Source organism: Paenibacillus sp. cl6col (genome assembly GCF_900102125.1).
Classification (GTDB): domain Bacteria; phylum Bacillota; class Bacilli; order Paenibacillales; family Paenibacillaceae; genus Paenibacillus_B; species Paenibacillus_B suaedae.
The window spans coordinates 780788-798301 of the sequence record NZ_FNAZ01000003.1 but is presented as its reverse complement, the minus strand read 5'-3'; the positions used below and the strand labels follow the sequence as shown (position 1 = coordinate 798301).

Here is a 17514-nt window from a genome sequence, read left to right as displayed (position 1 = left end):
GTAGACAGACCTGTACTGAATTTGAAATGAATACTTTGATGGAGGTATTTTCATGTTCATTCGTAGGCACAGAGCTAACAGAAACAAAGGACATCGTCTGAATCGACTCGCACCATTCTCATTGGTTATTGGTCTTATCGCATTAACAATTGTCGCAGGCTGTGGCAGCTCTCCTGCGGGTAAAGAAGGCGCAGAACATGCCGGACAAGCATCAGGAGATCATGAACGTCTGATGAAGAATGGCGATCTGCGTCAAACGACGGCATCGGTTGCCAAACTTCCGCCTTTCTTGAATGACAAACAAAAGGAAATGCGACAAATTTATCAACTGGCTGCTACGAACAGTGAATTACTTCAATATATTCCTTGTTATTGCGGATGCGGAGAAGTAGCTGGCCACCAGAGCAATTTGAATTGCTTCGTCGCCTCGAAGAAAGAGGCGAAGATCGAATGGGATGATCACGGCACTCGCTGTGGTGTGTGCCTTGATATTGCCGTAGAGGCCTCTCTCATGCTGCGGGACGGGAAGTCGGTCAAAGACATCCGCCAAGCTATTGATACCAAATACAAAGAGGGATATGCAGAACCTACTCCTACACCACTTCCTGCTGTGTAGGAGCAGGCTTCATGCATGCTCTGAATCAATTGGCATGGATTCCTTCGGAATCCATGTTTATTTTTCTTCGCTTTGTCATAACCTACAGGCAACAGGGCCATACATATGTAGGTATGTTCATCTCGTTCCCACGCATTACAGCCAGATATAGATGAACAACACAAAGGAGAAGAAGAAGATGAATTATTTCCTGGGAAAAGATTTGGATGCAGATGTACTGGAGCGGGTATCGCAAACGTTCAAAGCGTTGGGTGATCCGACACGTATTCGAATTTTGTCACTTCTTGCGCGTGAGGAATGCGCCGTAAATCAAGTCGCTGACGCTCTGCAATTGTCACAATCGGCAGTATCTCATCAGTTGAAAACACTTCGTGCATATCGCTTCGTCAGATATCGCAGAGAAGGTCAAAATATTTTATATATTTGCGATGATGCTTATATACTTGAGCTGTTAAATGAAGCAGTTCGATACGCGATTGAGCAATAATTTCGCGAAAGCGCAGACTGATTGTTCCGATTCATATTCAACAAAAATGGTGATAGGACGATATAAAAAAAGAATATACATAAAGACAACAAATCCCGCTAATTCTCATATGTTCAACGATGAGGCGTATGGGAGTAGGATTCTTATGTATTTTCTTATATAATATATATATGTCTTTATTTTATTGTATGGGGAGGTGTTCCTGTCCGTTTCGAAGTGGGAGTGGGCAGGAGATCGGGTGAGTAGTGATCCGTTACCGATATTTTGGGGATTGTTGTTTGTACTGCTATTAGTATTTTTGAATGGCTTTTTCGTTGCGGCAGAGTTCGCGATGGTGAAGGTGCGCGGAAGTCGACTGGATACGCTCGTGCAGGAGGGAAATGCAAAAGCGAAGCTGACTCGGCATGTGACAGAGCATTTGGATGCTTACTTGTCTGCTTGCCAATTGGGAATTACGCTTGCTTCTCTTGGTCTCGGATGGATCGGGGAGAAGACTGTCGCACAGCTGCTGTATGAACCGTTGACGGCACTTGGTGCAAGTAATGCGGTGATTACATCGATATCTACTGCTATCGCCTTCATTATCATTACCGTGCTGCATATCGTTCTCGGCGAGCTTGCGCCTAAGACGCTTGCGATACGCAAATCGGAACGTGTAGCATTGTGGACTGCAGGACCATTAAGCTTATTCTACAAAGTGATGTATCCGTTCATCTGGCTATTAAATGGTACGGCTAATATGGTGCTGAAGGTATTCGGCATCGAGCCGGCTTCTGAGCATGAATCAGCTCATACGGAAGAAGAGATTCGTATCCTAGTGAAGGAAAGCCATAAGAGCGGTCTCATTGATAATACTGAATTGGCACTTGTAGACAACATTTTCGACTTTACGGAAACGCATGCACGGGAAATTATGATTCCAAGAACCGATATGGTCTGTTTGTATGCAGAGGATTCATTTGAAGTAAACAAGACCAAAGTGCTGACGGAAATGCATACTCGTTATCCGGTATGCGATAACGATAAGGATAATATTATCGGCTTTATCCATATTCGCGACATTGTGAAGGCTCCTGATGATTTGGAGAGCATTCATTCGATTGTTCGGCCAATGTTAAGTGTCCCAGAATCGATGTCAATTAGTGCCTTGTTGAAACTGATGCAGAAAAATAAGGTGCAAATCGCGCTGCTTATTGATGAATTCGGTGGGACAGCCGGTTTGGTCACATTAGAAGATATTATGGAAGAGATCGTTGGCGAGATTCAGGATGAATTTGATGAAGAGCGTCCGCAAATTGAGAAGAAAAATGAAACCAATTATTCGATTGATGGACGTTTGCTGATTGAAGAAGTGAATGCGTACTTCGGGACGAATATTTCTTCCGAGGATTATGATACAATTGGCGGCTGGATGTATGCCATGGTGGAGGTGCCTCCGAGAGTGGGGCTGCGAACTCGGGTGGAAGGCGCCTTTGAGTATGAAATCATCATTGAGGAAACGGATCATTTCCGGATTGCCCGACTTCATGTGAAGAAGCTGGGGGCGGCAACCAGCCATGATGCGATGCTGAATCCAGCATCAAGCATTTAGACCCAATGACGAAGGGGGTTATCCTGCACCGTGTGAAAATTCCACAGTGCGGGATAACCCCCTGTATTCGTTCAGCATTCCTGCTGAGTATTACGCCTTCAATTTACGGACGACATCAATCGTGCCACCGCCTAGGCAAATGTTGCCATCATAGAAGACGACTGCTTGCCCAGGTGTTACAGCGCGTTGGTTGACGTCGAATGTTACCTCAACTGTTCCGTCCGCATTCTTCTGGAGAGTAACTCCTTGGTCAGGCTGACGGTAACGGAATTTGGCTGTGCAGCGGATCGGTTCAGTTGGCATGTCGCCTTCGATCCAGTTGACCTGAGATGCAACGAGCCCTGTGGAATAGAGGCTTGGGTGATCATCGCCCTGTACCACATACAGAACATTGTTGGCCAAGTCCTTCTCAGCAACGAACCATGGCTCTCCGTTGCCTGAGCCGCCTATGCCCAAGCCTTGGCGTTGACCTAGCGTGTAATACATAAGCCCGTCATGGCGGCCCTTCACCTCGCCTGTACGGATGTCAATCATCTGTCCAGGCTGTGCAGGCAAGTACTGGCTCAGGAACTGCTTGAAGTTGCGTTCACCGATGAAGCATACGCCGGTGCTGTCCTTCTTCTTGGCAGTGGCTAGTCCTGCTTCTTCTGCAATGCGGCGAACCTCCGGCTTCGGCAGATGGCCGATCGGGAACATAGCCTTCGCTAGTTGTTCTTGATTCAGCGCATTAAGGAAATAAGTCTGATCCTTATTCCCGTCCACACCGCGCAGCAGCGTATGCTTGCCGTCTTCATGAAGGACACGCGCGTAATGGCCTGTCGCCAGATAGTCTGCACCCAGATCGAGTGCTTTCTGCAGGAATTCACCGAATTTGATCTCACGGTTGCACATTACATCTGGATTAGGCGTACGACCGTGACGATATTCGTCTAAGAAATAGGTGAAGACCTTATCGAAATATTCCTTTTCGAAGTTCACCGTATAATAAGGGATGCCGATTTGTTCGCATACACGGCGAACATCTTCCGCGTCGGTTTCGGCTGTACACTGTCCGAACTCGTCAGTGTCGTCCCAGTTTTTCATAAATATGCCGATGACATCGTAGCCTTGTTGCTTAAGCAGCAGTGCTGTCACCGAGGAATCTACGCCGCCTGACATGCCGACGACGACGCGAGTGTTCGCATTAGAGTTTGTCATGGTATCACCGTCTTTGCTGCGAGCTGTAAGAATGGCCTTGCGATAATGGCTATCGGCTCGCGATTTTATCATAATAGCTTGAAACTAATACAGGCTTGATACAAAAGTGAGTTTTATTCACTTCTTTTAGTATTGTACCATAAGGGCTTGTATACCGGAAATAAGAGATGATGTCAAGGAATTTTCAAGCAAATGGAAATAATTCGGGGATAGCACATCAGTTTATTGTCCATAAAGAGAAGAGTTATGTTACGATATACAGGGAACCTTAATCGGAATACATTGGATTTATACGATAATCAAACTATGAGGTGTATAATATGAAAATTTCAACGAAAGGCCGTTATGGCCTGACGATTATGATGGAGCTGGCAAAGAGCTGTGGAGAAGGTCCAACGTCGCTAAAGAGTATTGCAGAGAAGAACCAACTGTCCGAGCATTATTTGGAGCAGCTGATTGCGCCGCTGCGCAATGCTGGATTGGTTAAGAGTATTCGCGGCGCATACGGCGGCTATATACTGGCAGGCGTTCCTGAACATATTACAGCAGGTGAAATTATTCGCGTGCTGGAAGGGCCAATCTCCCCAGTCGACTTCACGGAAGAGGATGATCCGGCTAAGCGTGACTTGTGGCTGCGTATCCGGGACAGCATTGCGCAGGTGCTTGATTCCACGACTCTTGCCGATCTGGTTAACTTTAAGGACGTGGGAAGCCAGGACAGCTACATGTTCTATATTTAGACGATGGATGGACAGCAAGCTATAGGTTGACGACCACTTATCTTGAGAGAGAAGTTTGATATTGTTATTTGGACATACGGAATTGCAGAAACGAGGGAATACAATGGAACGCATCTATTTTGACCATGCAGCGACAACTCCGCTTCATCCGGACGTACTTCAAGCCATGACCGACAGTATGCATCAAGTGTTCGGAAACGCTTCCAGCGTTCATGCGTTCGGACGTGAAGCGAAGCTCGCCTTGAATCAAGCCCGCGATCGTATTGCCGCCCAGCTGGGCTGCCAGCCGCAGGAGCTTGTCTTTACGAGCGGAGGAACGGAAGGGGATAATGCTGCCATCTTCGGTGCAGCATGGTCTGCCTGGCTGAAGCAATCGTCAGAAACTGCTGCTCAGCAAGGAAGCAGTGGCGATGCATCCGCACGCAAGCCGCATATCGTGACGACTCAATTGGAGCATCATGCAGTGCTGCATGCGTGCGAGCGCTTGGAGCAGTTGGGCTTCGAGGTTACTTATGTTGCGCCGGATCAGATGGGTCGAGTATCGGTTGAGGCAATTGAAGCTGCACTGCGCCCGCATACTTGTCTTATTAGTGTCATGTATGGCAACAACGAGGTGGGCACACTTCAGCCGATAGAAGAAATTGGCCGCTTGGCACGTGAGCATGGCATTCTGATGCATACGGATGCCGTTCAGGTGCTCGGCCATTTGAAGCTCGAACTGTGCGCTTTGCCGGTTGACTTCGCCAGTTTCTCTGCCCATAAGATTAATGGCCCCAAGGGAATAGGCGTTCTCTATGCTCGCGCAGGTGTTCACTGGGATCCTCTGCTGTATGGTGGAAGCCAAGAACGCAAGCGCAGAGCAGGGACGGAGAATGCAGCAGGGATTGCCGGAATGGCGAAGGCAATGGAGATAGCGAATGGCTCACTTCCAGCGAAGCTGGAGGAACTAGCGCAGGTGCGCAGCACGCTGTGGACAGAGTTGTCAGCAGTTCTCGGCGATCGAGTGGTCATGAATGGCCATCCTACTGAGCATTTGCCTCATATATTGAATGTCAGTTTCTTGGATGTGCCTACGGAGACAATGCTGATGAATTTGGACTTGGCGGGAATTATGGCTTCGAGCGGATCTGCCTGCACATCAGGCTCGCTTGAATTGTCGCATGTGCTAGAGGCTATGGATTTACCAGATGAGCGCAAGAGAACGGCTGTACGATTCAGCTTCGGTTTGGGCAATACTAGGGAAGAGGCTGCTTGCGCTGCGCAACAAATTGCAACCATCGTATCACGTGTTCGTACTAGACAGTAAGGGAATTGTCACAGCGTGAAAGGAGGGGCGTTTGAAGATAACGCGGCATGTTGGCCGGGGACGTACGTGAAATGAGAATCTCCCTGATTCTGATGAGGAACGTCCTGCATTTGGAAGTGAATGCCGTTAGCTGAAGAGGGGGCCCCAATATGAAGCTGTTGGAACTAATCGGCCTTCCCGTATACGGAATCGAGACGGGGAAGCGGTTGACCAAGGTAAAGGATATCCGCATTTCGAATGATTGGACTATCACACATATAGAGCTTGAAGGTCGTTCCCGCAAGGGATCACCACCTCCTTCTGTGAGCTGGGAAGAGGTAACGGCTTGTGGTGAGGATGCAATAATGATCGCGAATGATACAGCCATCCGGCATACGGAGGCTATCCATATAGAGAGGGCTTTCTTGACAGGGAATGGAGCGTTGAAGGATTTGCCTGTCATGACAAGTGAAGGATCGCAATTAGGATGGGTCGCCGATGTTTATTTTCAGCCAAATATGGGTAACCAAGTAACAGGTCTGGAAATTTCAGACGGTTTGCTGTCTGACTTGTTGGAAGGCAGACGGCGGATAGATGGGACAAGCCGCTTGAAATGGGGATCAGATGTTATCATCTTCGAAGATGGCGGATAACCTGAACGGTACGAACAAATTAGTCAATGGACGGAATGGTGAATACGATGTTGCGATGCCCGAATTGCAATTCCAAAGATATCGGGAAAATTGGTTCCCACCAATTTTATTGCTGGGGATGTTATATAGAGCTGACGGTGAACGGTGACAAGATGTCAGTTTACCAGGTCGAAGAGGATGGCACATTAAGCTCTCTGGATGACTTATTTTTTGGTGATGAATTTGCTGCACCTTCGTTCCCAGAGGCGCAGGCTTCATCGTAAGGGTCAGGCAGAAATATCCACCATATGGAACATAAGCGCTCGTAATCGCCTTGTAGAGGCGATTACGAGCGCTTTTTGCATGGTCGGCCGTTTGTCCGTGATGAATCTCATATTGTGAGAAAAAGAGTTCGTTCATAATGCATATTGTGCTCATTTTCAAATAACAACACTAGATATAGTTAACATAGACAAATTTCACTGAAAATGATGGTACATAAAGAGAAAGGAATGAGTTGATATGACGATGGTATCCATGAAACGGACGAACGCAGTATGGGATCGGAGCAAACGGACCAGCACAGAGCGGCTGACGGCATCGCTGCATGAGATTGTTGACGGTGGCAATCAGGATCTGATGCAGGAAAATGCGAATGTAGATGGAAGATCGCCAATGGGTATGATGGGGAAGATCGCTAGCGAAAGCGCACGCTGGTATGCGGTTCAACATCTGCTGTCTGCAGACGTAAGAGATGCAGTGGAGCAGAACCTGATGTATCCACATGATCTTGATTTCTATGCCTCCGGTACGACAACGTGCTGCCAGATTCCTCTGGGCAAGATGTTGAAGCAGGGGTTCAACACAGGTCATGGATATATGCGCGAGCCGCAGGATATTAAGAGCGCGCTTGCGCTGGCATCGATTATATTACAGGCGAACCAGAACCAGCAGCATGGCGGACAGGCGTATCCGATGTTCGATTATGATGTGGCCCCTTATGTGCGCAAGACATTCAATCGCCATATTCGCTATATGGAATCACTGCCGCTGCAAGCAGACTTCAATCTAGAGACAGAGGCGTGGAGACTAACGGAGCGTGACGTATATCAGGCTTGCGAGGCATTCATTCATAATGCGAACTCGATGCATTCTAGAGGCGGCGGGCAGGTACCGTTCATTTCATTGAACTATGGAACGGACACCTCTGTGGAGGGGAGAATGCTGATTAAACAGTTTCTTCTCGCAACGCAGGCTGGTCTTGGCAGAGGAGAAACACCTATCTTCCCGATTCAAATATTCAAAGTGAAGAAAGGCGTCAACTTCGATCCTGCTGATCCGAATTATGATCTGTACCAGCTTGCCTTGCAAACGACAGCGCAGCGGCTGTTCCCTAACTTTGCCTTTCTCGATGCTCCGTTCAATGCGCAGTATGATAACGGCACACCCGAGAGCGAGGCATGCTACATGGGCTGCAGAACGCGCGTCATGGGCAATGTGAACGGGGACGAAACGGCGATCGGCAGAGGGAACTTGTCATTTACCTCTTTGAATCTTGTTCGCCTTGCTATGATGTCGTCCAGTGTGGATGATTTCTTTGGCCGATTGGACTCCCTTCTGTCCTTGACAGTGAAGCAGTTGAGGGAGCGATTCGACTATCAATCGAAGAAGCAGGTGCGTGACTTTGCTTTTCTTATGAAGCAAGGGGTATGGCGCGGAAGTGAGGACTTGCAACCCGAGGATGAGCTGGGAGGTATCCTGAAGCAGGGGACACTTAGTGTTGGCTTTATCGGACTTGCTGAGGCGCTTGTAGCGCTTGTTGGTTCCCATCATGGCCAGTCTGAGGATGCACGCAAGCTAGGCATGCGCATCGTGTCTCATATGCGTATGCGAATGGATGAGGCGATTGAAGCGACAGGTCTTAATTTCTCCTTAATCGCGACGCCGGCTGAAGGTCTATCGGGTAAATTTACGAGCCGGGATCGAGATGATTTTGGAGTGAGACAAGGAATTACGGATCGGAAATATTACACCAACTCGTTTCATGTACCCGTCTATTACTCGTTGAAAGCAATCGACAAGATTCAAATCGAAGGGCCGTTCCATGAGCTGTGCAATGCCGGGCATATCACGTATGTTGAGCTGGATGGAAGCGCGAAAGCCAACCCACAGGCACTTGACCGTATCGTGCGTGCAATGGCGATGAGCGGGATTGGGTATGGTTCTCTTAATCATCCTGTTGATCGCTGTCGTACATGCGGCCATCAAGATACGATTGAAGATAGCTGTCCGATGTGTGGAAGCTCAGGTTCGCAGATTGAGCGCATTCGCCGCATTACCGGTTATTTGGTAGGGGATATGGACAAGTGGAACTCTGCGAAGCGGAAGGAAGAGACGGAGCGGGTGAAGCATCGATGAGTATGCGTGTTCTATCTATTTTGCATGACAGTGTCGTTGACGGCGAAGGGCTGCGTACAGTTGTGTTCTTCAGCGGCTGCCCCCATCAGTGCGAGGGGTGTCATAACCCGCAATCGTGGAACATGATGAACGGCACGGAAATGAGTGTAGCGGAGGTGGCAGCCGAGTTGCTGTCCAATCCGCTTACGGATGTCACACTGTCCGGTGGAGAACCGTTCATGCAAGCAAAGGAAGTGAAGGAATTGACCCGGCTGCTGCGTCAGTCGGGTCGACATATATGGGTATATACGGGATATACGGTGGAGCAGCTGCTTGAAAGAGGAACAGCTGACCAGCAAGAGCTGCTTCGCTGTGTGGATGTATTGGTTGATGGTCCGTTCGTAGCGGAGCGCCGTTGTCCAGGACTTCCCTTCCGCGGCAGTGACAATCAGCGCATATGGCGGATGGAGGAAGGGATACCAGTTGGATTAATTTCTCTCTAGGCTACACATACTTTACTGTATTGCAAGCATTCTACATCACAAGCGTACATGAATGGAGTGTGTAATACAGTGGAGCGTTTTTGGAAGAACCGTCTTTTTGTAATGGCTATCTATTGTCTGCTTGGTCTTATCATCCTCTATTTTCTATTTATGATGAAACCTCTTATCGGGCATGTATACGGCTTCCTCAAGGCCGTGCTTGCCCCCTTCTTCGTGGCCATGATCATTGCCTATGTGTTAAATCCGATCGTAATCCTGCTCAATGAGCGGAAAGTGCCGCGAACGATGGCAGTGCTGCTTATTTATGCAGTGTTTATTGCGGTAGTTACCGTGATTTTAGTTAATATCATCCCCATGCTGGTGAAGCAGCTTGCTGAGCTTAACAATCAGATGCCCCACCTAAATGCGAAGGCGGAACAGATGATGGACGGGGTTAGCAAGACGATGCCGTCATCTGTACGTTCCGGATTAAATGACTCCATTTATGCTCTAGAGGAGCGGATAGGCAAAGCGATATCGGACTTTATGGAGAATATTGGGGCCGCCATTAATTTGCTCTTCATTGCGCTTATCGTACCATTCCTCATTTTCTACATATTGAAAGATTTTGACGTATTCGAGAGGGCGGTAATAGCTTATGTGCCGCGTTCGCATCGCAAGCATACGGTGATGCTATTTAGAGAAATTGATGCTGCACTAGGAAGCTACGTCCGGGGTCAATTTCTCGTATGCCTTATTATCGGTGTGCTTGCATATATCGGCTATTGGATAATCGGCATGCCCTATGCGCTTCTGCTTGCGTTATGTGTAGCCGTGTTCAATATTATTCCTTATCTCGGTCCATACTTCGGTGCTGCTCCCGCACTTATCTTCGCAGCGACGGTATCGCTCAAAATGATTATTTTGGTCATCGTTGTAAATACTATCTGCCAAATTGTAGAAGGGAATATTATTTCTCCACAGATCGTGGGCAAGACGCTTCATATGCATCCGCTGACGATCATTTTCGCCCTGCTTGTGGGCGGGGAGATTGCTGGAGTTGTGGGGCTAATCCTTGCGGTTCCTTTCTTTGCAGTCGTAAAAGTAATCTGTCAGCATATAGTAGCCTATCAAATCCGAAGAAAGACAGTGTGAGCATTTATCGGTAGTGGAGGAAAATCAAAGTAACGAAACATCCTACTTAAGACCTATTTTTCAGAAAGTTTCGCAATTATGAACAACAAATATGTTGTTCGGCGCGTTTAAAGAATTGGATACGGCGGTAATGAAGGATGGACGCCGTATATTTTATTCGTGAAACTATGCGAAGTTGCGTCCTGGGGAACGAACGGGAAATTAAGGGAGGAGAGTTCTACGTGAAACGAACACTTGCGATATTGCTCACCATTGCTTTAGCGATGGAACTTTCTGCGAATGCCGCCATGGCTTTGCCGCAGACAGACTCAAGCACAGCACTTAAAGACTCAGTGAAAGATAAAATAGAGGGCTTAAAAACAATTAAGGTGGCATCCATGTCTCCAGCTGCTGGAGCGACGGGTGTCAATGTCGGAACTGAACTTATTCTTACGTTTACAAGTGAAGTGGAAAAAGGAAGCGGGAACATCACCGTAAGAAAGAAAAATGGCGATAAGGTAGAGGATGTTGCAGTAGACGGCAGCCAAGTTCGGCTCGATGATACGAAGAAAAAAGCAACGATTACGCTATCCAAGCCGTTGGATTCTGGAACTTCCTATCGGGTTCAAGCAGATTTCGGTACGTTCAAGTCTGGCAGCTCTGAGTTCCTGGGTATTTATGACCCTACAGAATGGACGTTCACGACAGCAGCTGATACTGGAGCGCCTCAGCTGGATACGGTATCGCCAGCGATCGGGCAACGGGACGTCCGTGTGGATTCCAAGCTTGTGTTGACTTTCAAGGAGAAGGTATGGAAGCAATCTGGCGGGAGCGTCATTATGAAGCAGGCAAAAGACGGCAAAGTGCTTGAAGCGCTGCCGATGTCCTCTAACCGGGTTACGGGAGACGGAACAAATACAATTACGATTGACCCCGTTCAACAATTGAAGCCTAATATGGATTACACGATTGAGATTGCGGCAGATTCTCTGCGCAATGCAAGTGGGAAGTCTTATGCTGGATTGAATACATGGAAATTCACAACAGGCAATCCAGATACAGTGGCTCCATCGTTGAAGTCCGCTGTGCTGAGCAAGGTGGACACGATTCGCTTAACGTTCGACAAGGAATTGAAGAAGACCTCGGTTCCACCAGCTGCAAGCTTCGAAGTATGGGTAAATGGTGACACACGCCGTGTAACGGGAACGGCTATGGGCAGCGATTATGTGGATGTAAGCCTGGAGAACGGAGTCCCTGTGGGTCAGAGCATTTCCATTTCCTATCGTCCTGGCGCTGACCGCAAGTCTATTCAGGATACGGCAGGCAATGCGGCTGCTGCATTTGAGAAAGTATCGGTAAGCAATGAGGTTGACCGTACGCCTCCTGTTATGAAGCAAGCGAATGCGGAAGGCATGAAGGTAGTGTTGGATATGTCGGAGCCGCTGGATACAGTGTCGGCGCGTGCTTATGAGCAATTCAAAGTGACCGTGGATGGAAGCGAGAAGACAGTCAGCCGCATATCTGTTGACGGCTCGAAGGTAACGCTGTCGCTTATTTATGTAATCCGCGATAATCAAACGGTGCGAGTAAGTTACAAGCCAGATCGATATCCGTTGACGGATCGGAGCGGCAACAAGCTTGAAGCATTTACAGATGTGCTGGCGCGCAATGATGCGGATACGAAGGCGCCAGTGCTTCAACGGGCAGAAGTAAGCGGGAGCCTGCTGACGTTGACTTATAATGAGCAATTAGACACGGGCAAAGTACCTCCGCGCAGTCATTTCTCGGTGTATGTCAATCGCTCATCCCGAAGTGTCGATTCTGTTCAAGTGCGTGATAATGTGGTTAATCTGATCATGAGCTCCAGTGTTAGCGATGGTGATGATGTCACGGTATCCTATATGCCAGGTACGGGTGAGCCTCGTATTTCGGATCTGGCGGGGAACAAGGCTGCTGTATTTACCTTGAAGAAGGTAGACAATGGTTCTGACCGAACGGCTCCAACCTTGCGTTCAGCTTCTGTGAAGGGCAGCACGATGACACTTGTCTTCTCCGAGCGCTTGAAGGAATTGCCTTCGCCGGATGAATCTCAATTCGTGGTGCACTCGGACAATCGGGTGATTAAGGTAAAGCGTGCTTCGACACGCAATGAAGAAGTTACCTTGACGCTGGACGAAGCGGTCAATGCATACAGCGCGGTAACAGTTGCTTATTTGCAAGGGAAAAATCCGATTAAGGACTTGGCAGGGAATTCGCTGCAGTCGTTTGCTTCTACGACCGTTACGAATAAAACTGATGGTTCCACGACACGTCCCGGAGATTTGCAACCGGCTACGTTCCGCTGGTTCTTGGATGATGGATGGTATTTGCTCTCGAGTTCGGCAGCGGACACAAGCTCTGATCGTTCCTTGAGCGGAAGCACTGCGAAGCGTTATACAATACCGGCAACAAAGTTGAAATCATCTTTTGAATATGTACTCAAGAATGGCACACGTAATCATCTGGCATTTGATGTGCCGACATCCGAGCGCGGAGCAGTGGTTGCTGTTCCATTGCAAACGTTGAATGAAGTATACAATAAGGCGAATGACGCGATTTTCTCCATTCGTTATGGCGATATATTGATGTCGGTACCGCTTCGTGAGCTGGACTTCCGTGCGCTTGAACGCGAGTGGGGAAACAATCAGGCATACCTGCTGCTTCAAGCAGAATCGCAGTCGGGATCAGATTCCAATGCATTGCTGCGCAGCCTGAACGATACAGGTGCACGCGTGCGTGTCAACCCGATTGAATTCCGCTTGTCGGCATTTGCTGGCTCCGCCACGCCGCGTACAATTGAGGCTAACTTGAAATATAAAGTGCGCAACGCACAATTGATACAGCGTAGTAATGCATCAGCCGTTCGTTATGATTCCGTGCTGAACAAGGCGGGATATGTGCCTACAGTGACGAAGCAGGAGCTAGGCGTTGCGGTATACGCCTTCCAGTTCAAGGGCAATCGTTCCGTTGCCATGATGGATCGCTCGAAGGACTTCTCGGACATTAAAGACCACTGGGGACGAGACGCCATCCGCGAATTGGCATCAAAGTATATCATTGAGGGCGTCAGCAATAATGCATTTGCACCAAACGCCAACATTACGCGCGGGCAATTCGCGATTTTGCTGGCACGCTCGCTGGGGCTTCAAGCTGATGCATCCGGTGCTTCCGCTTATCGTGATGTGAATCAGACCAGCATGATGGCTCCCTATATTGGGGCTGCGACCAAGGCAGGAATTATTGGCGGTTATGAAAATGGCACATTCCGTCCGAACGAGTCGATCAACCGTGAACAAATGGCAATTATGCTCGTTCGAGCTATGGAATATACAGGACGCAATGTGGCTTCGAACCCAAGCGCACTCAACAAGTTCAATGATCGCGGACAAGTGAGCAGCTACGCTCGCGACGGCGTAGGCAAGGCAGTATCCGCAGGGATCGTGCAAGGGATGACCGCGAATACATTCCAGCCTAAGGCTACCGCGACACGTGCGCAGGCAGCAGTTATGCTGAAACGCATGCTCGAGCAAATTGAATATTTAGGATAGTCGCATTTCAGCGAAAATCCGTTGAGCAGGCAGATGGGATCAAACGAAAGAAGTTTGACAACCGTCTGCCTGCTGCTTATACTAAATTATTGGATAGGTATATGGAACAAAACGAAGACGAAAACGAGTAAGCTGAAGCCCTAGGAACAGAGAGAAGATTCCGGATCGGCATATGCCGGCTGGCTGCAAGAATCTTCACCTTGAAGAACAGCTGAACGCTAATTTCTGAGTGTGAATGGAACTTCACCGGGACGTACCCGTTATCAACGTCGAGGCGATCGCAGACGCTTTTCTTGCCCTTGCTTGCATGATAAGCAGGCTTGATAAAATGGGGTGTGATGTATGCGATAACCAGGGTGGTACCGCGATATATGAATCGTCCCTGATTTTCAGGGGCGATTTTTTTATTTTTTAATAGTTCAAGTTCAATTAGATGGCTTTTCAGCACCGAGAAGGTTGCATGAAGCTGAAGCATATGCTTCCTTGCAAGTTTTGCTCTGCAAAACTTGCAAGGAGTAGCGGAGTGTAGGCGAGACTACATGAGCAACTAAAAATGTTTCCGAAGGAAACATACTTCGAAAGCATATGCTGTTCAAGGGTGAATGCAAGATTCGATGCCGAATAACCTCATGGGATACATCGTGATCAAAAGTGAGCTAATTGAACTACCTTAAATAAACTGTTGGGGGCGTTTACTCATGAAAGCTAGTGAAATTCGCGAAAAATGGTTGAAATTCTTTGAAAGCAAAGGGCATCACATTGAGCCAAGCGCATCGCTTGTACCACACAATGACCCATCCTTGCTCTGGATTAATGCGGGTATGGCACCGCTCAAGCCTTATTTTGACGGACGCGTGAAGCCTGAGAACCCGCGTATCGCAAACTCGCAAAAATGTATTCGTACGAACGATATCGAGAATGTCGGCAAGACTCGCCGTCACCATACGTTCTTCGAAATGCTGGGGAACTTCTCCATCGGCGATTATTTCAAAGAGGAAGCTATTACATGGGCTTGGGAGTTCTTGACAAGCAAAGAATGGATTGGCTTCGATCCGAATCGTCTCTATGTTACTGTCCATAACGATGATGAAGAAGCGTACAAGCTGTGGAATGAGAAGATCGGCCTTCCTGCTGACCACATTGTGAAGACAGGCGACGACAACTTCTGGGATATCGGGGAAGGCCCTTGCGGTCCTTGTACAGAGATCTTCTACGATCGCGGAGAGAAGTACGGAACATTGGAAGAGGATCCAGAATGCTATCCAAGCGGAGAGAACGAGCGCTACTTGGAAGTATGGAACAATGTATTCTCACAATACAACCATAACAAGGACGGCAGCTACACGCCGCTTCCGAACAAAAATATTGATACAGGCGCCGGCTTGGAGCGCTTCGCTTCAATCTTGCAGGATGTCGACTCCAACTTCGATACAGACTTGTTCCAGCCGATCATTCAAGCAACATGCCGCATTGCAGGCGTGAAGTATAATGAGCGTCCAGAGTTCGACGTTGCCTTGAAAGTAATCGCAGACCATGTTCGTACCGTAACATTCGCTGTAGGCGATGGCGTTCTGCCATCGAATGAAGGCCGTGGTTATGTAATCCGCCGCTTGCTGCGTCGTGCAGTCCGTTACGGCAAGATCCTCGGTATCGACCGTCCATTCATGGTAGAGCTGGTACAGACGGTATGTGAAGTAATGGGCTCACATTACAACGAAATCGTTGAAAAACGCGAGTTCATTGAGAAGGTAATCAAAAACGAGGAAGAGCGATTCCATGAGACGCTTGTAGAAGGCTTGGCGATTCTGGAAAGCTTGGCATCTGCTGCGAAGCAGGAAGGACGCACGCAAATTGGCGGACAAGAAGCGTTCAAATTGTATGACACGTATGGATTCCCATTCGATTTGACAGAAGATTATGCTTCTGAACATGGATTGACGGTTGATCGTGAAGGTTTCGATCAGGCGATGCAAGAACAGCGTGATCGTGCCCGTGCAGCTCGTCAAGATACGGGAAGCATGAAGGTACAAGGCGGGCCACTTGCTGATTACACGACTAAAAGCGAGTTCGTTGGATATAATGAGTTGGTAACTGAATCCAGTGTACTGGCACTGATCGTGGATAACGAAATGGCAGAAGAAGCACAAGTAGGATCGACTTGCCAATTAGTGCTTGATCGCACGCCATTCTATGCGGAGAGCGGCGGTCAAGTAAGCGACAGCGGTGTCCTTACAGCAGCTGGATTCAAAGGAGCAGTTGAAGATGTATGGAAAGCTCCTCATGGTCAGCATATCGCAGTAGTGCGCGTGGAAGAAGGAACACTGCGTGTCGGCATGCAAGTACAAGCTGCAGTAGCTCGCGCGATTCGTGAGGATATTATTAAGAATCATACTGCGACACACTTGCTTCATAAGGCGCTCAAGCTTGTATTGGGTGAGCATGCGAACCAAGCAGGATCTCTCGTGCAGCCTGACCGTCTTCGCTTCGACTTCACACATTTGGGCAGCATTAGCGAAGAGGAGCTTGTGGACATTGAGCATCGTGTCAACGAGCAAATCTGGAAAGGCACACAGCTTGTTATCGAATCGAAATCGATCGATGAGGCCAAAGAAATGGGCGCAATGGCGTTGTTCGGCGAAAAGTACGGCGATGTTGTACGTGTCGTACAAGTTGGCGATTACAGCATTGAGCTATGCGGTGGCTGCCATGTTAGCAGCACCTCGGAAATCGGTCTCTTCAAGATCGTGAGCGAGAGCGGAATCGGCTCTGGTGTACGCCGTATTGAGGCTGTAACGGGTCGTCATGCGTATCAGTATATGGAGGCGCAATTGGAGCTGTTGAAGCAAGCAGGTTCCTTGCTTAAATCGAATGTAGCGGATGTACCGAAGCGTATTGAAGCTATGTTCTCACGTGAGAAGGAGCTGTCACGCGAGAATGAATCGCTTAAGAGCAAGCTGAGCAGCATTGAAGCAGGACAATTGACAGACCAAGTTAGAACCGTTGCTGGTGTTCAAGTGCTGGCTGCACAAGTCGATGCAGGCGGTATGGATGCACTTCGTACGACGGCAGACGAACTGAAGGCGAAGCTTCCAGAAGCGATTATCGCACTCGGTGCAGTAAATGAAGATAAAGTGAACTTCGTTGTTGCTGTTGCTCCAGAGCTTGTAAAGAAGGGGCTTCATGCCGGCAAGTTGATTAAAGAGCTCGCTTCTGTGTGCGGCGGTGGCGGTGGCGGCCGTCCTGACATGGCGCAAGCTGGAGGCAAAGACGCTTCCAAGCTGCCAGAGGCATTGGCTCTCGTGGATGAGCTTGTTGGGAAGCAGCTTGGCGTATAATATAAGAGAGGGGAGCCCTGCAGTAGGGGCT

General features: G+C 48.6%; 13 protein-coding genes. 12 read left to right on the top strand and 1 reads right to left on the bottom strand.

Translation table 11 applies throughout. From position 1 onward, the window contains the following. The first annotated feature begins 52 nt into the window (after positions 1-52). From BLS15_RS11620 to BLS15_RS11610, 3 genes are all read left to right on the top strand, one after another. Positions 53-616, top strand: coding sequence for a PCYCGC motif-containing (lipo)protein (locus tag BLS15_RS11620; RefSeq protein WP_081819797.1), 564 nt, complete (start codon positions 53-55; stop codon positions 614-616). A 178-nt stretch (positions 617-794) separates the two neighbouring features. Next, the gene (locus BLS15_RS11615) at positions 795-1103 is read left to right on the top strand and encodes an ArsR/SmtB family transcription factor (RefSeq protein ID WP_021257013.1); all 309 of its coding nucleotides are present in this window, start codon (positions 795-797) and stop codon (positions 1101-1103) included. 238 nt (positions 1104-1341) lie between these two features. Next, positions 1342-2694: a hemolysin family protein gene (locus BLS15_RS11610; RefSeq protein ID WP_090511497.1), complete on the top strand. Its 1353-nt coding sequence runs from the start codon at positions 1342-1344 to the stop codon at positions 2692-2694. Positions 2695-2784: 90 nt separating this feature from the next. Here BLS15_RS11610 and mnmA read toward each other — a convergent pair whose 3' ends face one another. Further along, positions 2785-3891, bottom strand: a complete 1107-nt coding sequence (gene mnmA, locus BLS15_RS11605; RefSeq protein WP_090511493.1) for a tRNA 2-thiouridine(34) synthase MnmA — start codon at positions 3889-3891, stop codon at positions 2785-2787. 320 nt (positions 3892-4211) lie between these two features. Between mnmA and BLS15_RS11600 the strand changes: the two genes are divergently transcribed. From BLS15_RS11600 to alaS, 9 genes are all read left to right on the top strand, one after another. After that, positions 4212-4631: a cysteine metabolism transcriptional regulator CymR gene (locus BLS15_RS11600; RefSeq protein ID WP_021260656.1), complete on the top strand. Its 420-nt coding sequence runs from the start codon at positions 4212-4214 to the stop codon at positions 4629-4631. Positions 4632-4734: 103 nt separating this feature from the next. Then, positions 4735-5937 (top strand): cysteine desulfurase family protein, encoded by a 1203-nt coding sequence (locus BLS15_RS11595; RefSeq protein WP_090511642.1) that lies wholly within the window; start codon positions 4735-4737, stop codon positions 5935-5937. A gap of 149 nt (positions 5938-6086) precedes the next feature. Further along, the gene (locus tag BLS15_RS11590) at positions 6087-6569 is read left to right on the top strand and encodes a PRC-barrel domain-containing protein (RefSeq protein ID WP_065292198.1); all 483 of its coding nucleotides are present in this window, start codon (positions 6087-6089) and stop codon (positions 6567-6569) included. Positions 6570-6619: 50 nt separating this feature from the next. Next, positions 6620-6832: a hypothetical protein gene (locus tag BLS15_RS11585; RefSeq protein WP_028531394.1), complete on the top strand. Its 213-nt coding sequence runs from the start codon at positions 6620-6622 to the stop codon at positions 6830-6832. A gap of 238 nt (positions 6833-7070) precedes the next feature. After that, positions 7071-8966 carry an anaerobic ribonucleoside triphosphate reductase gene (locus tag BLS15_RS11580; protein WP_081819796.1) on the top strand — a complete coding sequence of 632 codons (1896 nt, stop codon included), beginning with the start codon at positions 7071-7073 and terminating at the stop codon, positions 8964-8966. Positions 8967-8968: 2 nt separating this feature from the next. Next, positions 8969-9448, top strand: a complete 480-nt coding sequence (gene nrdG, locus BLS15_RS11575; protein ID WP_028531392.1) for an anaerobic ribonucleoside-triphosphate reductase activating protein — start codon at positions 8969-8971, stop codon at positions 9446-9448. 69 nt (positions 9449-9517) lie between these two features. Then, entirely contained in the window at positions 9518-10582 is a 1065-nt protein-coding gene (locus BLS15_RS11570; protein WP_021257004.1) for an AI-2E family transporter, read from the top strand. Positions 10583-10803: 221 nt separating this feature from the next. Continuing rightward, complete coding sequence (locus BLS15_RS11565; RefSeq protein WP_090511489.1) at positions 10804-14148, top strand: SwmB domain-containing protein; 3345 nt, start codon at positions 10804-10806, stop codon at positions 14146-14148. Positions 14149-14846: 698 nt separating this feature from the next. Next, positions 14847-17483: an alanine--tRNA ligase gene (gene alaS / locus BLS15_RS11555; RefSeq protein WP_028531389.1), complete on the top strand. Its 2637-nt coding sequence runs from the start codon at positions 14847-14849 to the stop codon at positions 17481-17483. Positions 17484-17514: the final 31 nt, after the last annotated feature.